Source organism: Pseudomonas sp. S30, from assembly GCF_016518545.1.
GTDB lineage: Bacteria > Pseudomonadota > Gammaproteobacteria > Pseudomonadales > Pseudomonadaceae > Aquipseudomonas.
In genome coordinates this window covers 1-21514 of record NZ_JACVTO010000021.1, presented here as the reverse complement: position 1 = coordinate 21514, position 21514 = coordinate 1, and the positions used below count along the sequence as shown (strand labels likewise).

Annotated in this window: 15 protein-coding genes; 3 read left to right on the top strand and 12 right to left on the bottom strand. The window is 66.1% G+C overall.

The window, feature by feature from the left end:
• Positions 1-13: 13 nt before the first annotated feature.
• The 8 genes from IAE34_RS20070 to IAE34_RS20035 form a co-directional block, all read right to left on the bottom strand.
• Positions 14-2407: an efflux RND transporter permease subunit gene (locus IAE34_RS20070; RefSeq protein WP_442793228.1), complete on the bottom strand. Its 2394-nt coding sequence runs from the start codon at positions 2405-2407 to the stop codon at positions 14-16.
• Complete coding sequence (locus IAE34_RS20065; protein ID WP_200140694.1) at positions 2404-3426, bottom strand: WD40/YVTN/BNR-like repeat-containing protein; 1023 nt, start codon at positions 3424-3426, stop codon at positions 2404-2406. The genes IAE34_RS20070 and IAE34_RS20065 overlap by 4 nt, the downstream gene beginning before the upstream one ends.
• A 192-nt stretch (positions 3427-3618) precedes the next feature.
• Positions 3619-6276: an aminopeptidase N gene (gene pepN / locus IAE34_RS20060; RefSeq protein WP_200140693.1), complete on the bottom strand. Its 2658-nt coding sequence runs from the start codon at positions 6274-6276 to the stop codon at positions 3619-3621.
• A 13-nt stretch (positions 6277-6289) separates the two neighbouring features.
• Complete coding sequence (locus IAE34_RS20055) at positions 6290-7120, bottom strand: DUF2797 domain-containing protein (protein ID WP_200140692.1); 831 nt, start codon at positions 7118-7120, stop codon at positions 6290-6292.
• The gene (locus tag IAE34_RS20050; protein WP_200140691.1) at positions 7117-7377 is read right to left on the bottom strand and encodes a YeaC family protein; all 261 of its coding nucleotides are present in this window, start codon (positions 7375-7377) and stop codon (positions 7117-7119) included. The genes IAE34_RS20055 and IAE34_RS20050 overlap by 4 nt, the downstream gene beginning before the upstream one ends.
• A gap of 14 nt (positions 7378-7391) precedes the next feature.
• Positions 7392-8288 (bottom strand): rhomboid family intramembrane serine protease, encoded by an 897-nt coding sequence (locus IAE34_RS20045; RefSeq protein WP_200140690.1) that lies wholly within the window; start codon positions 8286-8288, stop codon positions 7392-7394.
• Positions 8285-9256 carry a metallophosphoesterase gene (locus IAE34_RS20040; RefSeq protein WP_200140689.1) on the bottom strand — a complete coding sequence of 324 codons (972 nt, stop codon included), beginning with the start codon at positions 9254-9256 and terminating at the stop codon, positions 8285-8287. The genes IAE34_RS20045 and IAE34_RS20040 overlap by 4 nt, the downstream gene beginning before the upstream one ends.
• Positions 9256-10146, bottom strand: a complete 891-nt coding sequence (locus IAE34_RS20035; RefSeq protein WP_039576369.1) for an NAD(+) kinase — start codon at positions 10144-10146, stop codon at positions 9256-9258. The genes IAE34_RS20040 and IAE34_RS20035 overlap by 1 nt, the downstream gene beginning before the upstream one ends.
• A gap of 228 nt (positions 10147-10374) precedes the next feature.
• Here IAE34_RS20035 and IAE34_RS20030 point away from each other — a divergent pair, with 228 nt between their 5' ends.
• Positions 10375-10920 (top strand): cytochrome b, encoded by a 546-nt coding sequence (locus IAE34_RS20030; RefSeq protein WP_200140688.1) that lies wholly within the window; start codon positions 10375-10377, stop codon positions 10918-10920.
• Here IAE34_RS20030 and IAE34_RS20025 read toward each other — a convergent pair.
• The 3 genes from IAE34_RS20025 to IAE34_RS20015 form a co-directional block, all read right to left on the bottom strand.
• Positions 10911-11801 carry a pyridoxal-phosphate dependent enzyme gene (locus IAE34_RS20025; protein WP_200140687.1) on the bottom strand — a complete coding sequence of 297 codons (891 nt, stop codon included), beginning with the start codon at positions 11799-11801 and terminating at the stop codon, positions 10911-10913. The two genes, IAE34_RS20030 and IAE34_RS20025, sit on opposite strands and share 10 nt — an antisense overlap.
• 42 nt (positions 11802-11843) lie before the next feature.
• Entirely contained in the window at positions 11844-15740 is a 3897-nt protein-coding gene (locus IAE34_RS20020) for a dermonecrotic toxin domain-containing protein (protein WP_200140686.1), read from the bottom strand.
• Positions 15741-15830: 90 nt separating this feature from the next.
• A complete protein-coding gene (locus IAE34_RS20015; protein ID WP_200140685.1) occupies positions 15831-17867 on the bottom strand; it encodes an NADPH-dependent 2,4-dienoyl-CoA reductase in 2037 nt (678 codons plus the stop codon).
• Between the two features lie 191 nt (positions 17868-18058).
• On the opposite strand from IAE34_RS20015, the gene IAE34_RS20010 reads away from it, so the two are divergent.
• Both IAE34_RS20010 and IAE34_RS20005 read left to right on the top strand, forming a co-directional pair.
• Entirely contained in the window at positions 18059-19177 is a 1119-nt protein-coding gene (locus IAE34_RS20010) for a nitrilase-related carbon-nitrogen hydrolase (RefSeq protein ID WP_200140684.1), read from the top strand.
• A gap of 3 nt (positions 19178-19180) precedes the next feature.
• Positions 19181-20221, top strand: coding sequence for an AraC family transcriptional regulator (locus IAE34_RS20005; RefSeq protein WP_200140683.1), 1041 nt, complete (start codon positions 19181-19183; stop codon positions 20219-20221).
• A 188-nt stretch (positions 20222-20409) separates the two neighbouring features.
• On the opposite strand, the gene IAE34_RS20000 is transcribed toward IAE34_RS20005, so the two are convergent.
• Complete coding sequence (locus tag IAE34_RS20000; protein ID WP_200140682.1) at positions 20410-21270, bottom strand: DUF2242 domain-containing protein; 861 nt, start codon at positions 21268-21270, stop codon at positions 20410-20412.
• Positions 21271-21514 lie beyond the last annotated feature (244 nt).

The window sequence follows — 21514 nt, the reverse complement described above, 5'->3', positions numbered from 1 at the left end:
GCGCCCTGCCCGGTCAATGGGCGAAGATCGAGCCACCCTGCTTGCCCGCCAGCTTCTGCGGGCGGATCAGGAACCTCGCCAGGGCCGGCAGCAGCCACAAGGCACCGAACATGTTCCACAGCAGCATGAAGGTCAGCATCAGGCCCATGTCGGCCTGGAACTTGATCGCCGAGAAGATCCAGGTGCACACCCCGATCGCCAGGCACAGCCCGGTGAACAGCACCGCTTTGCCGGTGGAGCGCAACGTCTGGTAGTAGGCTTCCTGCAACGGCAGCCCGGCGCGCAGGAAACTCTCCAGCCGGCTGTAGATGTAGATGCCGTAGTCCACGCCGATGCCCACGCCCAGGGCCACCACCGGCAACGTCGCCACCTTCACGCCGATGCCCATGAACGCCATCAGGGCATTGCCCAGCACCGAGGTGAGCACCAGCGGCAGCACGATGCACAAGGTCGCGGCGAAGGAGCGGAAGGTGATCAGGCACATCACCGCCACGCACAGGTACACCAGTACCAGGATGGTCAGCTCGGCCGACTTGATCACTTCGTTGGTGGCCGCTTCGATGCCCGCGTTGCCGGCGGCCAGCAGGAACTGCAGGCCGTCGCGGTCATGGGCGTCGGCGAAGGCCTTGGCCGCCGCCGTCACCCGCTCCAGGGTCTCGGCCTTGTGGTCGTTGAGGAACACCAGTACCGGTGCCAGCGAGCAGTCGGCGTTGTACAGGCCGTCGGCACGGGCGATGGAGTTATTGAGGATGTCCGGGTTGCGCGACAGGGTTTCCCACTTCAGGCTGCCCTCGTTCATGCCCTTGATCACCTGCTTGGACACCGTCACCAGCGACACCGTCGACTGCACGCCAGGGGTGTTGTCCATGGTCCACATCAGGTCGTCGATCGGCGCCAGGGTATCGTGCACCGAGCAGCGCTCGGCGGGGGTCTTGACCATGATCACCAGCACATCGGAACTGGTGGAATAGTTGCCGATCATGAAGCTGTTGTCCTGGTTGTAGCGCGAGTCGGGACGCAACTCCGGCGCGCCCTGGTCGAGGTCGCCGATCTTCAGGTGCTGGCTGTACCAGAGACCACCGGCGAAGGCCAGCAGCGCCAGGACGATGGACACCGGCGCCACCCTGGGGCTGGCGAAGTTCGACAGCAGGCGCCAGAACGGATGCTCGCGTACCGCGTCCTTGCGGCTGCGGTCGATGGCTTTCTGACTGATGCCCACATAGCTGATGGCCACCGGCAGCAGGATGAGGTTGGTGAAGACGATCACCGCCACGCCGATCGAGGCGCCAATGGCCAGCTCGCGGATCACCCCGATGTCGATGATCAACAGGGTGATGAAGCCCACGGCATCGGCCAGGATGGCGATCATCCCCGGCAGGAACAGCTGGCGGAACGTCCGCCGCGCTGCGGTCAGGGCGTTGTCGGCAGCGCTGGACTGCAAGGCGATGCCGTTGATCTTCTGTACGCCATGGGAAATGCCGATGGCGAAGATCAGGAACGGCACCAGCATCGAGTAGGGGTCCAGGCCGAAGCCCACGGCATGCATCAACCCCAGCTGCCAGACCACTGCCACCAGCGTGGTGATCAGCACTGCGATGGTGCTGCGGATGCACCAGGTGAACCAGTAGAGCAAGGCCCAGGTGATCAGCAAGGCGATGCCGAAGAACATCGCCACCATGACCAGCCCGTCGATCAGGTCGCCGACTTTCTTGGCGAAACCGACGATATGGATCTTCACATGGGGGTTCTGCGCCTCGAACTTGTCGCGGATCTTCTCTTCGAGCTGATGGGAGAACTTCTGGTAGTCCAGGCGCACCAGCTTGCCGGGGTCCTGGGGGTCGGGGAAGTTCTCCAGCAACGGAATGTCGACGATGCTCGACTTGAAGTTGTTGGCTACCAGACGCCCCACCTGCCCGGACTTGAGTACGTTGTCACGCAGGGTATCGAGGCTGGCGGCCGAGCCATCGTAGGTGTTGGGAATCACCTCGCCGCCCGAGAAGCCCTCCTCGGTCACCTCGCTCCAGCGCACGCTGGGGCTCCACAACGACTTCAGCCCGGCGCGGTCGACGCCGGGAATGTAGAACGCCTCGTCGTGGATCTGGCGCAAGGTTTCCATGTACGCCTTGTCGAAGATGTCGCCCTGGGTCGCCTCCACCGAGATGCGCACGGTGTTACCGAGGTTGGCCAGGTCGTCGCGGTGCTTCATCATCTGCTCGATGAAGGGGTGCTGCAGCGGAATCATCTTCTCGAAGCTGGTTGAGGGTCGGATCTGGGTGGCCTGCCAGAACAGGAACAGGCTCACCACCACGCACAGGACGATGACCACCGGACGGTTGTTGAAGATCAGCCGCTCCAGCAGGCTGGCCTTGTCGTTGTGATGCATGTCGGGCCTCTGCTGATGGTTCATCGCTGCACCTCCTCGGCACCTTGGGCACTGGCCAGGTGCACGCCGCCCTGGCCCACCAGCAGCAGCCTGTCGCCGACCAGGCCGCTGACGCCCGCCAGGGCCAGGCGATCGGCGCGGTTGTACAGGCTGAAGGTCTGCCCATGATCGAGGCTGCGCAGCACGCTGCCACCATTGCCGACCACCACCAGGCTGCCATCATCGAGCAGCGCGGCGCCGGCCAGGCCGAAGGCCAGCGGGCCACGGGGGGTGGGCACGGCGATGCGCTGCCAGCTGTCGCCGAAGTCGGTGGAGCGCAGCAGGTTGCCGCGCAGCCCGAAGGCCAGCAAGGTACGCGGCAGCGCGGTGCCGATCACCCCGAACAACGAACCCTCGTAGGGGCTTTGCACGGGGCTCCAGCTCTGGCCGGCATCGCTGGAGCGAAACATGCTGCCCTGCTCGCCGACGATGAACAGGCCGGCATCGGCAACCTGGGTGATGGCGTTCAGGTGCATCTGGTCGGGGTTGTCCAGCCGGTCAGCGACGTCCTGCCAATGCTGCCCGCCGTCGGTGGTTTCCAGCAGTGCGCCATAGGCACCCACGGCGAAACCGTGCTGGGCATTGATGAAGCGCACGTCCAGCAGCGGCGCCTCACGGGCGAGATCTTCGAACTGCTTGGTCCAGGTGGCTCCGCCGTCGCTGCTGGCCAGGATCTGCGCATCATGGCCGACCGCCCAGCCGCGCTTGTCGTCGAGGAAGAACACCGCTGTGAGCAGTTGCCGGGTGGGCACGCGGGCCTGGGTCCAGCTGCGCCCCTGGTCGTCGGAGAACAGGATATGGCCGCGATCGCCCACCACCACCAGGCGCTTGCCCGCGTGGGTGGCATCGATCAGCAGGCCCTGACTGGCCTTGGCCGACTCCACCGAGTATTCGGCGACGGCAGCGGCCTGCGCCACCCAACTGCATGCGCCCAGCGCCAGTGCGACGCCGGCCGTGAGCCCGCGGATGCCGTGCCGGGTACCCGCCTTCAGCCAATCCCTCATGACTGCCCCTTTGTTGTTGTGTTCTGGGAGGGTCGTCCATTGCAGGCACTGCCAAACACCCAAGTGCAGGGCCTGCAATAGCGTTACCGGAATGCTAGCGGGGTCGTTGTCAGGAACCAATGCGCCAAACGTTATGTTTTGTTATGCGCACGAAAAAGGGGCCGCAGTGCGGCCCCTGGATACCCCGGCCGATCAGGCCAGGCTCTTGCTCACCACCTCGTAGACATCGCTGGACAGCGACCCGGAGGCGCGAATGCGCTCCAGCTCGGCCTTCATCAACGCCTGACGCGCAGCGTCGTATTTGCGCCAGCGGGTCAACGGCGTCAGCTGGCGCGAGGCGATCTGCGGGTTGAGGGCGTTCAGCTCGATCACCAGATCGGCCAGGAAGCGGTAGCCCGAGCCATCGGCCGCGTGGAAATTGATCAGGTTCTGGCCGGCGAAGGCGCCCACCAGCGCACGCACCTTGTTCGGGTTCTTCAGGGTGAAGGCCGGGTGCTGCATCAGTGCCTTGACCCGCGCCAGGCCGCCGGGCAACGGACTGGCGGCCTGCACGCTGAACCACTGGTCCATCACCAGCGGATTGTCCTTGAAGTGCTCGGCGAAGGCGTTCAGCGCCTTGGCGCGCTCGGCTTCGAACGGCGAGTTGACCAGTACGGCCAGCGCGGTGAGGCGCTCGGTCATGTTGTCGGCCTGGTCGAACTGCTCCAGCGCTGCCTCCAGTGCAGGCGGCGTGGCGCCGAGCATCAGGTAGGACAAGGCGATGTTCTGCAGGCTGCGCCGGGCGAAGTGCTCGGCCTCGGCCACATAAGCGGTGCTGCGCGACACCTGGCGGTGCGCCTGATAACGCGACCACAGGGCGTCGGACAACTGCTCGGCGATCTGTCGGCGGGCGAATTCGCGCGCGGTATGGATGGCCTCGACGTCCGCCACTTCGCTGATCTCGGTGAGGTAGGCCTCACCCGGCAGCGAGAGCATCTCGGCGACCATGGCCGCATCCAGCGAGGTATCCCCCAGCACACTGGCCAGCGCGGTGATCAGCCGCTGGTCGAGCACCAGCGCTTCGCCACGTCGATGCTGGCCGATCAGTTCCTGGAGTACCTGCACCGCCAGTTGCTGGCCCGCTTCCCAGCGGTTGAAGCCGTCGCTGTCGTGCTGCATGAGGAACATCAGCTGGTTGCGGTCGTAGGGGAAGGTCAGCTTCACCGGGGCACTGAAGCCACGCAGCAGCGAGGGCAGCGGCCGGGCGTCGATGCCCTGGAAGGTGAAGGTCTGCTCGGCCTCGGTCACCGCCAGCACGCGAGAGGTGCCCGGCGCGCTCGCCTCGCCGACCAATTGCAACGGCAGGTCACGGCCCTGATCGTCGAGCAGGCCCAACGCCACCGGGATCACGAACGGCAGTTTCTGGTCCTGCCCAGGGGTGGCCGGGCAGCTCTGGCGGAAGGTCAGGCTGTAGGTTCGGGCCTCGGCATCGTAAGCCTCGCTGACCGCCAGGCGCGGCGTACCGGCCTGGCTGTACCAGCGCTTGAACTGGGTCAGGTCGGCGCCGTTGGCGTCTTCCATGGCCTGGATGAAGTCGTCGGTGGTCACCGCCTGGCCGTCGTGGCGCTCGAAGTACAGGTCGCTGCCCTTGCGGAACCCTTCGTCGCCGAGCAGCGTGCGCACCATGCCCACTACTTCGGCGCCTTTTTCGTACACGGTCAGGGTGTAGAAGTTGGAAATCTCGATGAAGCTGTCCGGGCGCACCGGGTGCGCCATGGGGCCGGCGTCCTCGGCGAACTGGTGGGTGCGCAGATAGGCCACGTCCTCGATGCGCTTGACCGTGCGCGAGTTCATGTCGGCGCTGAACTCGGCATCGCGGAACACCGTGAAGCCTTCCTTGAGCGACAGCTGGAACCAGTCGCGGCAGGTCACGCGGTTGCCCGACCAGTTGTGGAAGTATTCGTGGGCCACCACGCCTTCGACGCGCTGGTGCGCAGCGTCCGTGGCGGTTTCGGCGCGGGCCAGCACGCAACTGGAGTTGAAGATGTTAAGGCCCTTGTTTTCCATGGCGCCCATGTTGAAGTCGTTGACCGCCACGATCATGAAGATGTCCAGGTCGTATTCGCGACCGTACACCTCTTCGTCCCAGCGCATGGACTTCTTCAAGCTGGCCATGGCATGGGCGCACTTGTCGATGTTTTCCGGCTCGACGTAGATGCGCAGGGTCACGTCGCGCCCCGACTGACGGGTGAAACTGTCCTCGACGCACCACAGGTCGCCCGCCACCAGGGCGAACAGGTAGGCCGGCTTCTTGAACGGGTCCTCCCAGGTCGCCCAGTGACGGCCCTCGTCGGCCGGGCCGCTGTCGACCGGGTTGCCGTTGGACAGCAGCACCGGGTAGCGATGCTGCTCGGCGATCACCGTGGTGGTGAACCGGCTCATCACGTCCGGGCGGTCGAGGTAATAGGTGATCTTGCGAAAGCCCTCGGCCTCGCACTGGGTGCAGAACATGCTGCCGGACTTGTACAGCCCTTCGAGCGCCGTGTTGCGCTCGGGGTGGATTTTCACGCTGGTATCGAGGGTGAAGCGCTCGGCACTGGGCTGCACGGTGAGCGTGGCATCGTCCAGCCGGTAGTCGCCGGGCGCGAGCTCTTGGTCATCCAGGGCGGCGCGCAGCAATTCCAGCTGCTGGCCATCGAGTACCAGCGGCGGCAGGCCGGCGCCGCGCTCGGGGTTGCGGCGCATGACCAGTTGCGCGTGCACCAGGCTGTGATCCTCGAACAGCTCGAAGGTCAAGTGGGTCTCGTCGATGAGGTAGTCGGGCGCCTGGTAATCCTTCAGGTAGATCACTTGCGGTTGTTCGGTGCGCATGCTGACGATCCTTTTACTGGAGCACGGCCAGCTGGTAGGCCGTGTACTTGCGAATATTGATCACGCCGGTGTCGAAGATCAGGTACTGGCCCTTGATGCCCAGCAGCGTGCCTTCGACCAGCGGGTCCTTGTCCAGGTTGAAACTGACGATCTTCTTCGGATAGGCCTGCACCGGATAGCGCATCTGCACCACTTCGGCGTCGGGCAACGGCTGGATCGCCTGCACGCCGAAGCGGCCCTGCAACGCGCGCAGCCCCTCGGCGCAGGCGTCGAAGATCTGCTCGCGCACGGCGAGCAGGTCGAGCACCTCGGCATCGCTCTTGAGCAGCGTGCGCCAGTTGGTGCGGTCCGGCACCTGGCTGCGCAACAGGTCTTCGACCAGCCCGGACTGCTGGCGGGTGGCCACTCGCAGGATCGGCAGCGCCTGGCTGGCACCCTGGTCGAGCCAGCGCGTGGGCAGCTGGGTGGCGCGGGTGATACCGACCTTGATGCCCGAGGAGTTGGCCAGGTAGACGATATGGTCGGTCATGCAGAACTGTTCGCCCCAGGACGGCTCGCGACAGGTGCCAGCGTCGTAGTGACAGCGCTCAGGCGCCATGATGCACAGGTCGCACTGGGCCAGCTTGGTCATGCAGGGATAGCAGTAGCCCTGGCTGAAGCTGGTCTTGGTGCGCTTGCCGCAATGGCTGCAATGGATCGCGCCGAGGTACTGCAGGCGCAGGGTCTGGCCGATCAGCGGGTTGACCGGCAGCAGGTGCTCATCCAGGCGAAAAGCGTACTGCACCACCGGGGCGTCCAGGCGCACCGACATCTTGCTCAGAGAGCCACGAGCGAGTTCGATCAATGTACCGAGTCCGATTTGAACAGGATGTTGGCGATCGGCGCGGACTTCGAGGCGCACTCCTGCGGGCCCATGTATCCGGTGCGCTGCTCTTCGGGCAGATTACTGGCCTCCCAGGCGATCATGGCTTGCAGCGACAGCGCCTTCTGCTCGGCGGTGAGCTTGCGGCCATCGGACCATTTGCCCAGTTCCACGGCGGTCTTGAGGCTCTGGTAGATCTCGGGGGTGATGTTTTCGATCATTTGCGCGAAAGTGGACATGAACGTCTCCTGAATCAAGCCGACAGTTTACGCCGGGCCAGCAGTCCACCCAAGAGCCCGGTCAGGCAACCGATGAGCAGACCGCCCACATGGGCGGCATTGGCGATCTCGCCGAAGCCGAGTTGGCCGACGACCCCGGTCATGCACACCACCAGCCACACCAGCATCATCGCCAGCACGCCACGGGGCAGCTCGAACAGCCGGTTCGGCGCCAGGCGCTGATACAGCCACAGGTAGCCGAGCAGCCCGTAGAGCACGCCGGACAGGCCACCGAACAGGTTCGGGCCGCCGATCACATGCTGCGCCAGGTTGGACACCAAGCCGAACACCAGGGTCAGCACCAACAGCGTCCAGGGGCCCTGTCGCCGCTCGATGCGCCGGCCCAGCTCCCAGAACCACAGGCCGTTCATCAGCAGGTGCAGCACCCCGAAGTGCAGGAAGATCGGCGTGATCGGCCGCCACCATTGGCCCTCGCCCAGGCTCTGGGCCAGGGGCACGAAGTACAGGTAGTCGCCCTGCACCTGGTAGTCCTGGAAGGTGAACCAGCGCAGGGTCGCCAGGTTGTCGCCGAGCCCGGTCAGGGCGACCACCGGCAGGCACATCAGCAGGATGGCGACGGTGGCCTTGCACGCCAGGGCCTGGGCCTTGAGCGAAGGGGCCAGCTCGCTCGCCGTCGGTGTCAGGGTCGGTTCGACAACTTCCGTGACGCCCAGAGCCTGCAGGTCGGCATCCCCGTCGGGATGGCGACGGTACAGCTCCAGTACCTGTTCGGCCATGGCCGGCGGCACCCACAGCACCTGCTCGGCGTTCTCCTCGACCACCCGATGCGGCACGTGCAGCCGACCCAGCAGCGTCACGAAGCCGCCGAGATCGACCGACAGGGGCAGGCGCAGCACTTCGATCACGTTCATTGGCTGGCCTGCGGACGGTCGACATCGACCCACACGAACTTGTCGGGATCCAGGCGGCTTTCGCCGTCCAGGCGATAGGCCACCAGCTTGCCGTAGAGCACGGCACTGTAGTCCAGGCACGCCAGGTTGGGACGGATGGGTGCAGGATGGCCACTGCGCCAGTAGTGGCCGACGAACAGCAGCGGCTCGTCCTCGGCATAGCGCAACAAGGCATTCTTCTGGCTGTGGCTCAGGGGCGCGCGCGCCACTTCGTCAGGCAGAGCATCGGGCTGGAAGACGATGTCGCCGTAGGTCTGCGGGTCTTCTTCCCAGAACTTGGTGCGGAAGAAGGCTCGGGTCAGGCCATCGCCACCGGTCAGCGTCAGGCCACCGGGCAGGCGCATGTCGGTGCCGCGCAGCAGGCGGTTGCAAGCGGTGGCGGCGAAGCTGCCCGCCTGGGCCGAGGCCTGGATGAAGTGCGCATCGATGCGCCCGTGCGGATACTGCTCGCGCAGCTGCGCGACCAGTTGCGCGTCCCAGCAGGCGTGCACCAGGCGAAAGCGGCCGGCATCGATGAACAGCGGCAAGGTGTAGAACCACTGCTGGAAATCCTGCCAGTCCAGCGGATGCCGGGCGAACTGCTCCAGGGTCTCGTCGATCAGCCGGGCATGGCGCGGCGTGTGCTCGCGCACGTAGGTCTGGCCGGTGCCTGGCAGCGCCGGGGTGACCCAGGCCAGGGCATTGTATTCGTGGTTGCCCATGATGCAGTGGGCCTGATCGGCCTCGACCATGTCGCGCACGATGTGCAGGGCCTCGCGAATGCGCGGGCCGCGGTCGACGATGTCGCCGAGGAACAGCGCCTGACGGCTGGGGTGACGCCACACGCCCCCCACACGCTGGTAGCCGAGGGTGTCGAGCAGACGCTCGAGGGTATGCGCACAGCCGTGAACGTCGCCGATGATGTCGTAACTGCGAGCCGGATCGAGCATCAGTCGTCCCTGCCCCCCAGGCGGCTGCCCCAACCGAGCTTGGTGCGGCAGACCTCGTAGTAGTTGTGTCCCAAGGGGTGGATCAGCCGCAGCTTCTGCGACTTCTTGCTCACCGTGATGGTATCGCCCGGCGCACAGGTGAAATGGTTCTGCCCGTCGCAGGACACCTGCGGGTAGATCTGCAGGTCCTTGGCCACGACGATCTTCAGCTCGCTGTTGCCGTCGACCACGATGGGCCGGCCGGACAGAGTGTGCGGGTACATCGGCACGATGACGATGGCGTCGAGCTTGGGGTGCATGATCGGGCCACCGGCCGACAGCGCATAGGCGGTCGAACCGGTAGGGGTGGCGACGATCAGGCCGTCGGCCTTCTGGCTGCAGACGAACTGGCCGTCGATGTAGATCTCGAACTCGATCATCCGGGTCGACTTGCCCGGATGCAGCACCACGTCGTTGAGTGCATCGCCCTGGCCGATGGCCTCGTGGTGACGGCGAACTTCGGCCTGGAGCAGGAAGCGGTTTTCCACCAGGTAATGGCCGTCGAGTACCTCGGCGACCTTGGTTTCCAGCTCGTCCGGGCGAATGTCGGTGAGAAAGCCCAGGTTGCCGCGGTTGATGCCCAGCACCGGAATGTTGTGCCGGGCCAGGGCGCGGGCGGCGCCCAGCAGGCTGCCATCGCCGCCGACCACGATCACCAGATCGCATACCTCGCCCAGCAGCTTGCGCGAGGAGGTCTGCAGGCCGTGACCAGGCAGCACCTCGGCGATGGTGTCTTCGAGGATCACGTGCAGATGGCGCTCGAGCAGGAATTTCTTCAGTCGGCGAATGGTGTCGAGCACCTGCGAACTGCCGAGGCGACCGATGATACCGATATTGCGAAATTGCTCCATGGGGCTCCTGCGAAGCGCTGCGGCGGGTGACGATGGCGCGATTATGGGCGAAACGCCCGGCCAGCGGCAAACCGCCGCGCTCGCAGCGCAGGCGGTCTGCGAGACGATGGGCGAATCGATGCGCACGCATGCACCGCTAGGCACGCCGAAAATCTATCATTTCACGCGCTACAGTCTCTACCAGGCGCCGGCAAGAGCGCCCCTTCGACCTGATGACGAGGAACGACCATGGCTACGCTCACCCTTTCAGCGCGCTACGCGCGTCTATCCATCGCCCTGCACTGGTTGATGCTGGTGCTGCTCGCCGCCGTGTACGCCTGCATCGAGCTGCGCGGCCAGTTCCCCCGGGACAGCGCCGAACGCGACCTGATGAAGAATCTGCACTTCATGCTCGGCCTGAGCGTGTTCGCGCTGGTCTGGCTGCGCCTGGCCGTGCGCGTGGTGCGCGCGACGCCGCCGATCCTGCCACGACCGCCGGCGTGGCAGACCGGCCTGGCCCACCTGATGCACCTGATGCTGTACCTGCTGATGATCGGCATGCCACTGGCCGGCTGGCTGATCCTCAGTGCCGCCGGCAAGCCCATACCCTTCTACGGCCTGGAGCTGCCTGCGCTGATCGGCAAGGACCCGGACCTGGCCAAATTCATCAAGGGCTGGCACGAACGAGTCGGCACCTGGGGCTACTGGCTGATCGGCCTGCACGCGCTGGCCGGGCTGTATCACCACGCTATTCGGCGCGACAACACCTTGCAGCGCATGCTGCCCTACACGTAACCCCGGCGCCCCTGCAGGCCACCGGTGTGCACGAAGATCAGGCGGGTGCCAGGCGCGAATCGCCCGGCCTCGACCTGCTCGCGCAGGGCCAGCAACGCCTTGCCGGTGTACACCGCCTCCAGAGGCACCTGGCTGGCGCGTTCGCTGGCCTCGATGAACGCCAGCAACGCGTCGTCCACGCGGGCGAAGCCGCCACGGCAGGCGTCGTGCAAGTGATAGCCTGCGCCACCGACCAGCGCCTGTACGGTCTGCGCCACGCCGTGGTCAGCCGGCAGCGCCAGCGCCCCATGCACCGGATGCGCGCCCTGCTCGGCGCGCACCAGCCCGGCCAGGGTGGTACCGCTGCCGACCGCCAGCCACCAGGCGTGATAGTCCGGCCAACCGATCTGCGCCAGTTGCCCCCGCGCCTGCTCGACGATCAGCGCGCAGCCCGCCATGCCCTGCTCGCCCGCGCCACCCTCGGCGATGCAGTGCCAGCCGGGGTAACGGTCCTGCCACGGTTGCCAGAAATCCGCCTGGTGACGCGCCCGGTAACCGGCGTACCCCAACCAGTGCAGGTGCATGCCGAAGGCCTGCAGGTCGCGCACCGTGGGGGTGTCCTGAGGATGGCCGCGCAGCAGCCCTGCCGTGGCGAAACCGAATCGACGCCCCGCCGCTGCCAGGGCATGCAGGTGATTGGAGTGGTTGCCGCCCAGGCTGATCAAACCGGGCGCCCCCGTCGCACGGGCCAGGCGCAGCGGCTCCTGGAGCTTGAAGCCTTTGTTGCCGCTGATCAGCGGGTCGATCAGGTCCAGACGCAGGATGGCGCAGTCGATCCGCGCCTGCGCCAGCCAGGGCAGGCGCAAGCGCTCCAGGGGCGCGCGGGGGAGATGGCTGAACATGGGCACCTGCTCGGCTGACGGCAAACGCGCCAGGGTAGCAGGTCAGCGCCGGGTGGTTCGCCAGCTATGGGCATTGCCTACGTCGATGAACGCCTCCAGGGTCGGATACAGGGCCTCGGCCGCATCCAGCCAGTGCATCACCTCACGCTCGGCCAGCACCCCCTGACCTATGAGGTCGAAGACGTAGCCCCTGGCCCCGTCCACCGCACGGACCTCGGCATCCGCCAGATGGCGCACATCGTTGAACATTCCAGGACCGGTGAGTCGTGAGATTTCGCGCATGTAGGCAGAGAAACCCGGCTGGTCGAACAGCGGGCGCTGGTCGGGCAGGCCGTGTTGCGCAAAGCGCCGGACGACTTCCATCTGCATGGCATCGAGCAATGGATTACCCGCCAGGCTGGCGAAGTGACTGTTGTTCGGCCCCTTGAGGGTCAGCAGGTAATTTTCCACGATCGCCCCGACGGCCAGTTGACCGGGACGCAGATGGAAGTCGGGCAAGGGTTTGAGCAGTCGGTCGTCGACGTCCAGATACAGCCCGCCGTGCTCGAACAGCAGGTGATACCGCAATACGTCGCTGGCGGCGGCATGGTTGCGATGCGGCGGCTGCAGGAAGTAGTCGAACACCTGCCCCTGAGCGGACCTGCGAAAGGCGTTGAACGAGGTCTGCGCCGCCAGGCCGACGAACGTCACCTCCCGATAGCGCAGACGAAGCCGCGACAGTTGAGCCAGCGTTCGCAGGCGACCACCGGTGCCCAGGAAATGCACCTTCAGGCCGTAGCCGCTCTGTCGAGCCATCGCTGCGTTGGCCTTGATGGCTGTATCGTGCGCCCCGATCAATGCGTCGACCTCGCCGATCCAGACCTGATGGATTTCCTTCGGCAACGGCTCACCGGTCACCGCCGTCTTCAGCGTCGGCAACATCGGCCGCTCGACGCATTCCAATTCATAGCGAGCGAGTTGACGCTGCACCTCGCTGGGCAATCGCGCGGAGGGGGACACGGCCCGGTGATGCCCGGCGCCAGCGTCGTATTCATAGAACAGCCGGTGCTCAGGTGAATACCAGCAACAGACATCCAGATCGAAATACACCACCTGGCTACGCACGCCATCATCGATCCGATGCTCGACGCTGCCCCTGACCTCACTGCTGCGCACGCCGCGCAGATGCCCCGGCGCAGCGCCGCGGCCGACCGTCGACAGCTCCATCCCACCGCGCAGCCCCAGGCGTGGCACGATGCGCCAGCGATGGCCGCCAGGCTCCCGGTGCACGCGGGTATCCGGGTTCGAGAACAAGGAGCGGGCCAGGGCATGCTCGCCTTCTCCGAGGTAGAACCGCGAAGTGCCCTGCAGCGGGTCCAGAACTTCGTACACCCGATACGAGCGCCCGTCGAGCATGACATGCAAGCCATCATCGGCAACGAACAGCCCCTTGCGAATACCCGACTCGATCCGCCGCAGTCCGGCGCTGGGCGTAGTCGTCGGCAGAGGCTCCAGCGACAGCCCCGCCGCCACTGACCGCAAGCGCATCGGCACCTGCGCGGGGGCTCCCCAACGCAGTCGCGGCAAGCGGGCATTGGCCAGGCCGGAAACACTGCTCAGCGCCTCCAGCACATAATCGCCCGCCTGCTCCTTCTGGCCCTGGGCATAGGCTGCGTAGCCGCTGAACAGGTAATAGCCCAGCTCGGCCAGGTCCAGTACCGTCATGAGGCGGGCCGGTATGACGGCACTGACCAGACGAAACACCATCACCGCGATGTCCAGACCCCGCTCCAGCGCCAGTTCGGCATCGGACAGCGCCAGGCTGTCCGCCTCGGCGGACAGGAAGGCCAGACGGTAGTCGAACAGCTGGAGCGCCAGAGGCTTGCCGATCAGCACCGTCGCGATCCGCTCACCCCCCTTGCCCTCGGCGATGTGCCGCAATGCCGGAAACACGCTGGCATGCTGGTGCTTGCCGAACCGTTGCAGCCAGTAGCGCACCGCAGCGGTCCAGGTCACCGTCGGGTCCATGCCGTGCAGATCCTGCTGCATGAGGCTGAACAAGCCGCTGCGCGAATGCCAGCGCTTGAATGGCTGCCCGGTCGGATGGCCCGGCAGGTAACAGACGATCGAGGACTCCCCGGCGCGGGAGAAGATCAGCACGTCGCGCACCGAGTTGCCCGCGATGGTCAGGCCCTCGACCCGGGTGGACGGCTGGCGATGGCCGGCAGCGGCCAACGCGTCGACCACCAGCGCATGTCCGGAGTCGTCGAGTGCGCCGCAGGCATTGGCCAGCAGCGCGTCCAGGCGCAGCTGGGTTTCGATCTGCCCAAGCGCCGCCTCACGCTCGCCTGCGCGTGCGCGTTGCGTCGTGTCGGCGATCTTCTGTGCGTAGCGCTGAGGTAGGTTCAGCCGTTGGCCCAGGGTCTTGAGGTAGGACAGCGTCAGACGGGGGGGCAACGATTCGCCCGAAGGGTGTAGCTCGACCTGCCAATGGGCATCGGCGCGAGCCTCCATGCGCATGGCCAGGTACTCCAGCAGCGTGCAGTCGATGACCCGTGTCTGGGCATGGCCGCGATCCGGATCGACTCCAGGCGCCAGCTCGGACCCGACCTGTTCGGCGGAGAATTCGGTGACGGTGATGGTCACGCCGATCGCGGCGGGGTCGGCCTGGATGCCATCCAGCGCCAGTGCTGCCGCGATCCGCTCGCGGGCGAAAGTGTCGAACGAGGGCAGCGCCGCCCAGAAGCGAGCCGCCGACCGCCGCTGTTCGAACAACGCTGCGATCAACCGGTCCAGGTCAGCCTGGCGCGCCTGCGACAACTCGCGCAGTCCGAGTGGCAGTCGGGCTCGCAATGCCAGCCTGTGGTCCATGAAGGCCTGTACGATGCGTTGCGTGCGCGCCACCGAGACGTCCAGCCCCAGCCTGGAGTCCCACAGCGAGGTTTCGTCCGTTTGCGCGCTGTCGCGCCAGGCCGCGATCTGTTGCTCGGCCAGCACCTCGAAGAAGTTGTCGTCGATAGGCCTGGCGAACACCTCGAAGCGACCGTCGGGGCGCGTTCGTTCCTGCATCAGCTGCGCTTGGGCTGCAGGCCCCAGGCGCCGCAGCAACGTCTGCAACCAAGGCCCCTGTCCACCAAGGGCGGTGGCCAGCCAGGTCAGCGCTTGCTGCAAATGCGCGTACGCGTTGACGAAACCGAAATAGCCGGTGCAATAAAGCACGCAGGGCCCGGTCAGCGTCTGGCGCTCGGTGACCCCCGTGTGCGCCGGACTGAACCCGGCCGGCTCCGTGGACAACGCCACCACGCCTGGCAGGACAATGTCCTGCCCACCGCCTGCGGCCCTCGCGATCACGGCGTAGACGCCTCGCCGGATGCTGCGATCGATCAGGCGTGGATGAGCGACGATGTCCTCGACCATGGTCCTGGTGGACATTGCCAGCCAACCGGCAGCGCTGAACGACGTCAGCGCACTGCGCAGGCTCTGGCGAATCTGGCGCTGCATGGTCAGGCGCCGGCTGTCCTCGGACAGACTCGGCGGCACTTCCCAGTAGGCCAGCGCATCTTGCAGCAGACGCGCCTGCACCTGCATCGGCGCGATACCGTTCAACACCTCGCGCAGCCGGGACAGGGTCAGGGCCATCGCCGCAGGCGGCGCCTGGAGCACCTCGGCGCGCACGGACAACGCGCCACGCTCGGGTTCGAAGGCATGGCTGGGGACAGGCTGGCCGCGACGGACCCCTTCCAGCACTCGGGTCAGGGGCCGGGCCTCGAGCACCTGGCGCTGCCCGAGGCCATCCTCGGGCGCCAGGGTCAGCAGGTACAGCTCGAGCGCCAGCACCCCGGGCAGCCGCGCCTCGAACAAGGCACGAGCCGCCTGGGACAGCGACGGCAGGTTGGCGATCTCGGGCAGCCCATCAGGCAGGTGCGCCACCCGCGCGGCGGGACGGTCGGGGGAAGTCATCGGCACTCTCCGGCGTAAAGCCCGGAGCTTGCTGCGCCCCGCTGCGTCCCTGGCGCTAACTATGTAGCGCCGTCAGGCCCTGGTCGCAGGTCAAAGGCTGGCGGCCAATCGCGAACCCTGGTCGATGGCGCGCTTGGCATCGAGCTCGGCCGCCACGTCGGCGCCGCCGATCAGGTGCACCGACTGGCCCTTGGCGAGCAGCCCTTCGTGCAGTTCGCGCTGCGGCTCCTGGCCCGCGCAGATGATCACGTTGTCCACCGCCAGCACCTGCGGTTCGCCGTCACCGATGCGCACATGCAGACCCTGGTCGTCGATCTTCAGGTAGTCCACGCCATTGAGCATCTGTACCTGCTTGTTCTTCAGGCCGGTGCGATGAATCCAGCCGGTGGTCTTGCCCAGCCCGTCGCCGACCTTGCTCTGCTTGCGCTGCAGCAGGTAGACCTGGCGGGCCGGGGCGAGCGGTTGCGGATGAACGCCGGCCACACCGCCACGGGCATTCAGGCTGGGATCGATGCCCCATTCGCGCCAGAACGCCTCGCGATCCAGGCTGGTGGAGGTCCCACTGTGCACCAGGTACTCGGACACATCGAAACCGATGCCGCCCGCACCGATCACCGCCACCCGCTGGCCTACCGGCTTGCGTTGCAGCAGCACGTCCAGGTAACCGAGCACCTTGGCATGCTCGATGCCCACGATGTCCGGCGTGCGGGGAACGATGCCGGTGGCCAGGATCACTTCGTCGAAGCCACCGGCGACCAGGTCCTCGACACCCACCTGGGTGTTCAGGCGCAGCTCCACGCCGGTCTCCTCGAGCTTATTGCTGAAGTAACGCAAGGTTTCGAAGAACTCCTCCTTGCCCGGCACGCGTTTGGCGACGTTGAACTGCCCGCCGATCTGGGCCGAGGCATCGAACAGGGTCACCCGATGACCGCGCTGGGCGGCCACGCTCGCGGCGGCCAGCCCGGCAGGTCCAGCCCCGACCACGGCGATGCGCTTGGCCGTGGCCACGGGCAGGTAGTTCAGTTCGGTCTCGTGACAGGCCCTGGGGTTGACCAGGCAACTGGTCAGCTTGCCGCCGAAGGTATGATCCAGGCACGCCTGGTTGCAGCCGATGCAGGTATTGATCGCCGCCGCGCGCCCCTGCGCCGCCTTGTTGACGAACTCCGGATCGGCCAGAAACGGCCTGGCCATGGAGACCATGTCGGCATCGCCCTCGGCCAGCACGCGCTCGGCCACCTCGGGTGTATTGATGCGGTTGGTGGTGATCAACGGCAGGCTCACGGCACCGCGCAGCTTGGCGGTGACTTTGCTGAATGCCGCGCGTGGCACCTTGGTGGCGATGGTCGGGATCCGTGCCTCGTGCCAGCCGATGCCGGTGTTGATCAGGGTGGCCCCGGCGCGCTCGACGGCCTTGGCCAACTGCTCGATTTCCAGCCAATCGCTGCCACCCTCGACCAGGTCGAGCATCGACAGGCGGAAAATGATGATGAAGGCTTCGCCCACCGCTTCGCGCACCCGCTGCACGATCTCCACGGCCAAGCGCATGCGGTTCTCATAGCTGCCGCCCCAGCGGTCGCTGCGCTGGTTGGTGTGGGCGGCGAGGAACTGGTTGATGAAATACCCTTCCGAACCCATGATCTCGACCCCGTCGTAGCCAGCGCGCTGGGCCAGCCGCGCACAGGTGACGAAATCGTCGATCTGCTTCTGGATACCCGCCTCGTCCAGTTCCTGCGGCTTGAACGGATTGATCGGCGCCTGGATCGCGCTGGGCGCCACCTGCCGCGGGCTGTAGGCGTAGCGGCCGGCATGCAGGATCTGCAGACAGATCTTGCCGCCCGCGGCATGCACCGCCTCGGTGACCTGCCGATGCTGGTCGGCCTCCTGTTCTGTGCTGAGCTTGGCAGCGCCGGCATAGACACCGCCCTCATCGTTCGGCGCGATGCCACCGGTGACCATCAACCCGACCCCGCCACGGGCCCGCTCGGCGAAATACGTGGCCATGCGCTCGAAGCCGCCGGGGCGCTCCTCCAGGCCGGTGTGCATCGAGCCCATCAGGGTGCGGTTGCGCAAGGTGGTGAAGCCCAGGTCGAGGGGCGCGAGCAGGTGCGGATAAGGTCGGGCTGCCATGGGAAAGGCTCCACAGTCGGCGTATTCACGGAAAGTGCGGGCGCCTTCGAAGGGCGTCCGTCGGTTGTCTGGCAGCGACATTAAACAGGCGTTTGAACAGGCTCAATGATCGAAACTGACAATTCATTGATCCAGCCGCGCAGCGCGATTACCCTTGGCTATCGCACTCGTTCAAGGTGATGTACCGCTTCATGCGAAAGCTTCTGGCAAGCGCCCTGGCGCTGGTGTTGATGGTGGCCCTCGGCGGCTATGGCTTCTGGACCCAAAAACGGCCCGAGGGCCACTACCTGTCCGACCTGCGCATCGAACTGGTGCTCGACCAGGGTGTGCCCGGCGAGCGCGGCAACCTGCTGGGCGTCGAACCCTTGCTCTACCCCACCGACTACCAGAACCTGCAACGCCTGCACCGCAAGTTGTCGGCCTATCTGCACCAGGCCCAGGACCAGGGGCTGCTCAATCCACGCACCGTGGTGGTGTTCCCGGAACACATCGGCACCTGGCTCTGGGCCCGCGGGGAAAAGAACGAGGTGTACCAGGTCACGCGCCTGCGCGAGGCCTGGCAGTGGCTGGAGCTGAGCAACCCGCTGCGCTATGGCCTGGCCATGCTGGCCGCCACCGGCGACGATCGCCGCGCCGATGCCCACCTGCGCATGAAGGCGGGACAGATGGCCGCCGATTACCAACAGCTGTTCGGTGGCCTGGCGCGCGAGTTCGGCGTCACCGTGGTGGCCGGTTCCATCGTGCTGCCGGTCCCCTACGTCGAAGAAGGTCGCCTGCAGGTCGGTCGCGGACCGCTGTACAACGCCAGCGTCGTCTTCGCCAGCGATGGCTCGCCTGTGGGGCAACCCCAGCTGCAGCAGTACGTCGACAGTGAAATGCGCCGCTACGTCGACGATGGCGTCAGTCAGCCGTTGCATGTGGTGCAGACCCCCGCGGGACGCGTGGGTGTGCTGGTGGGCAGCGACAGCTGGTACCCACGCAATCACGAGCTGTTGCAACGCCAGTCGGCGCAACTGATCGTCAACCCGGCATTTCTCAGTGGCAAGGGCAGTTGGCAACCGCCCTGGCGCGGCAACCGTCATCAGCCGGCGGCCGCCCAGCTGCCGCTGAGCCGAGGCCAGGTCGACGAGCAGTCGGCCTGGCCTCGGCTGTCCCTGGCGGCCAATCCGGGCCTTCCCGGTCTGAGCGTGTTCATGCGCGGGCAATTCTGGGAGCTGGGCAGCGACGGCCAGGGCTTCGCCTTCCAGGCGGGACAGCACCTGGCCGGAAGGCCCCTGCAGGGCGCCCGCTTGCTGAACCTGTGGTTGTAGAGCATGGCCCCGCCACGCGTGCGCCTGGGCGATCTGTCGGTCGGCTTCATCCAGCCGTTGAGCGCCGCCGTGCGCGAATGCGGCCATGACCCCCTGCCCCTGCTGCTGCGCTACGGCCTGGATGCAGCGCGCATGGCCGAGCCCGGCGCACGCCTGTCGATCCCGCGCTACATGCATCTGGGCCATGCCGCCATCACGCTGTGCAATGAACCGGCACTGGGCCTGAGCATCGGCCGCCTCGGCCACATGGCCCAGGCAGGCCTGGCCGGCGTCACCGCCGCACAGGCCCCGACGCTGGGGGAAGCGGCACGCACTCTGCTGCGCTTCGAGCCTCTGTACGCCTCCAACTACCGGGGCAGTTCCACGTTCGTGGAGGACAGCGAGGGCGCCTGGCTGCGCTTTTATTCGATCAGCCCCTACAACGCCTACAACCGCTTCGTGGTCGACTCGGTGCTGTCCGGTTGGCTGGCGCAGTTGTCACCCCTGGCGGGCGGTCGACTCACGGCAGATCGTCTGCAGATCGAGTTCGCGGCACCGGCCTACAGCGACCGCTATCAGGGGCTGTGCAGCACGCCAGTGCAATTTGGCGCCGATTGCAATCAACTGCATCTGGACCAGGGCCTGCTGGAGAAGCGCAACGAGCAGCACTGCGCCAGTACCTGGTTGCAGTTGCTGCAGCTGTGTGAAAGGGAACTGGCCCAGCGCACGCGCGTGCGCAGCCTGGGAGAGCGCATCATCCACATGCTCGGCCCGCTACTCAGCGGTGGTCGCGAACCTGACCTGGAAGACGTCGCAAGAGCGTTGCACCTGCCCAGCTGGACGCTGCGGCGCAAACTGGCCGAAGAGGGCTCGAGCTTTCGCACCCTGCTCAACGACACCCGCCGAGACCTGGCGCAGACCTACATACGCGACACGGCCCTGGCGTTCGGTGAAATCGCCTATTTACTGGGGTTCGCATCGGCGGAGGCCTTTCAGCGCGCCTTCAAGCGCTGGACCGGCCTGACCCCGGGAGCGTTCCGCCGCGAGCAACGACGCCTGGGTTAGAGTTCGGTCGCGTCTTCGAGCTCTTCGGAGGCATCCAGTTCGTAAGCCTGGAACTCCAGCAGTTCTTCCTGATAATCGTCCATGTCACCGCCCTCTCTCGCTCTGTGTTGTCGTGTTCGCTGATGATCCTGGCCGCGCCAGGTTAAATCATCATGACAGTGCTATGAGCGAGGACACCACGCGCAGGTTCATTCGCTCTGCGTAGGCGAGGCGCTTTCGGTCGGGTTGACGGAGGGCTGGCTGACAGGGGGCTGGCTGGCAGGGGGCTGTTCAGCAGGTTGCTGAACCTCGAGTGGTGCCGGCTCGGAGGGTGGCGCCACGGGCTGCGAGCCTTGGCTGTCGTCGAGCGGGACGGCGGCAGGCGCCTGAGTCTGCGCAGTGCTGGAGGTCGAAGCCGGCACGCTGGCAGCGGCCTGCGCGTCGCTCGGCGCCGGGCTTGCAGGTTCCGGCAGCCCCAGCGCAGGCGCGGGCGGGACAGCGCTTGGCGCTTCGGTTCTGGGCGCGAGCCGGCTCGCTTTGCGTGGCTTGGGCAGATAGCTTTCCACCAGCGCGAAATAGCGATCATAGAACTGCGCCGAGGACACCGTCTCGCTGGCCACCTTGACCATCGAATCGTCGGTGGAGCCGATCGGCATCGACAAGGAGCCGAGCACGCCCACCCCGACGCTGGCGGAGGTATTGGACTTCTTCAGCGCGTAGCGGTCCTGCAAGGCGTTGGCGAAGATAGTCGAGCGCTGCTCGTCATTGCTGTCCGGCACGCAGGTGATGTTGAAGCTGATCTGCAGATGGTTTTCGGCATTCTGCTGAAAGCTCTTGTTACCGGCTACCTGACTGGCATCGCTGCTGGTGATGATGTAGCCCTGGCTGAGCAAGGCGCGCCGCGCCGCCTCGCAGGAGCCAGCCTCGGCCACTGGAAAACTGCGCGAGAAGGTACCTGAGTCGGCAAAGTTTTCATGCTCGTAGACGGCCGCCTTCTTCGTGGCGCAGCCTGCGAGGCCCGCCAGCGTCAGGGTCAGCCCGAGCGCCACGCAGACGATAGATCTGGACATTGTCGATTCCGGGAGAGACGAACGGTGCCTATTGTGCAACACATCCGGCAATGGCTGGAACCGCCGGTCGATGAAGATAGCTTCAGCGCCGTGCTGCACCCACCCTTGCGTGCGAGATGGCTGAAGGCACAAAAAAAGCGACCAGAAGGTCGCTTGATCTGTGCTCCGAGGTGTTCAGCGACCTCGGTGCGAGTATGGCGCAGCGGACGGGACTCGAACCCGCGACCCCCGGCGTGACAGGCCG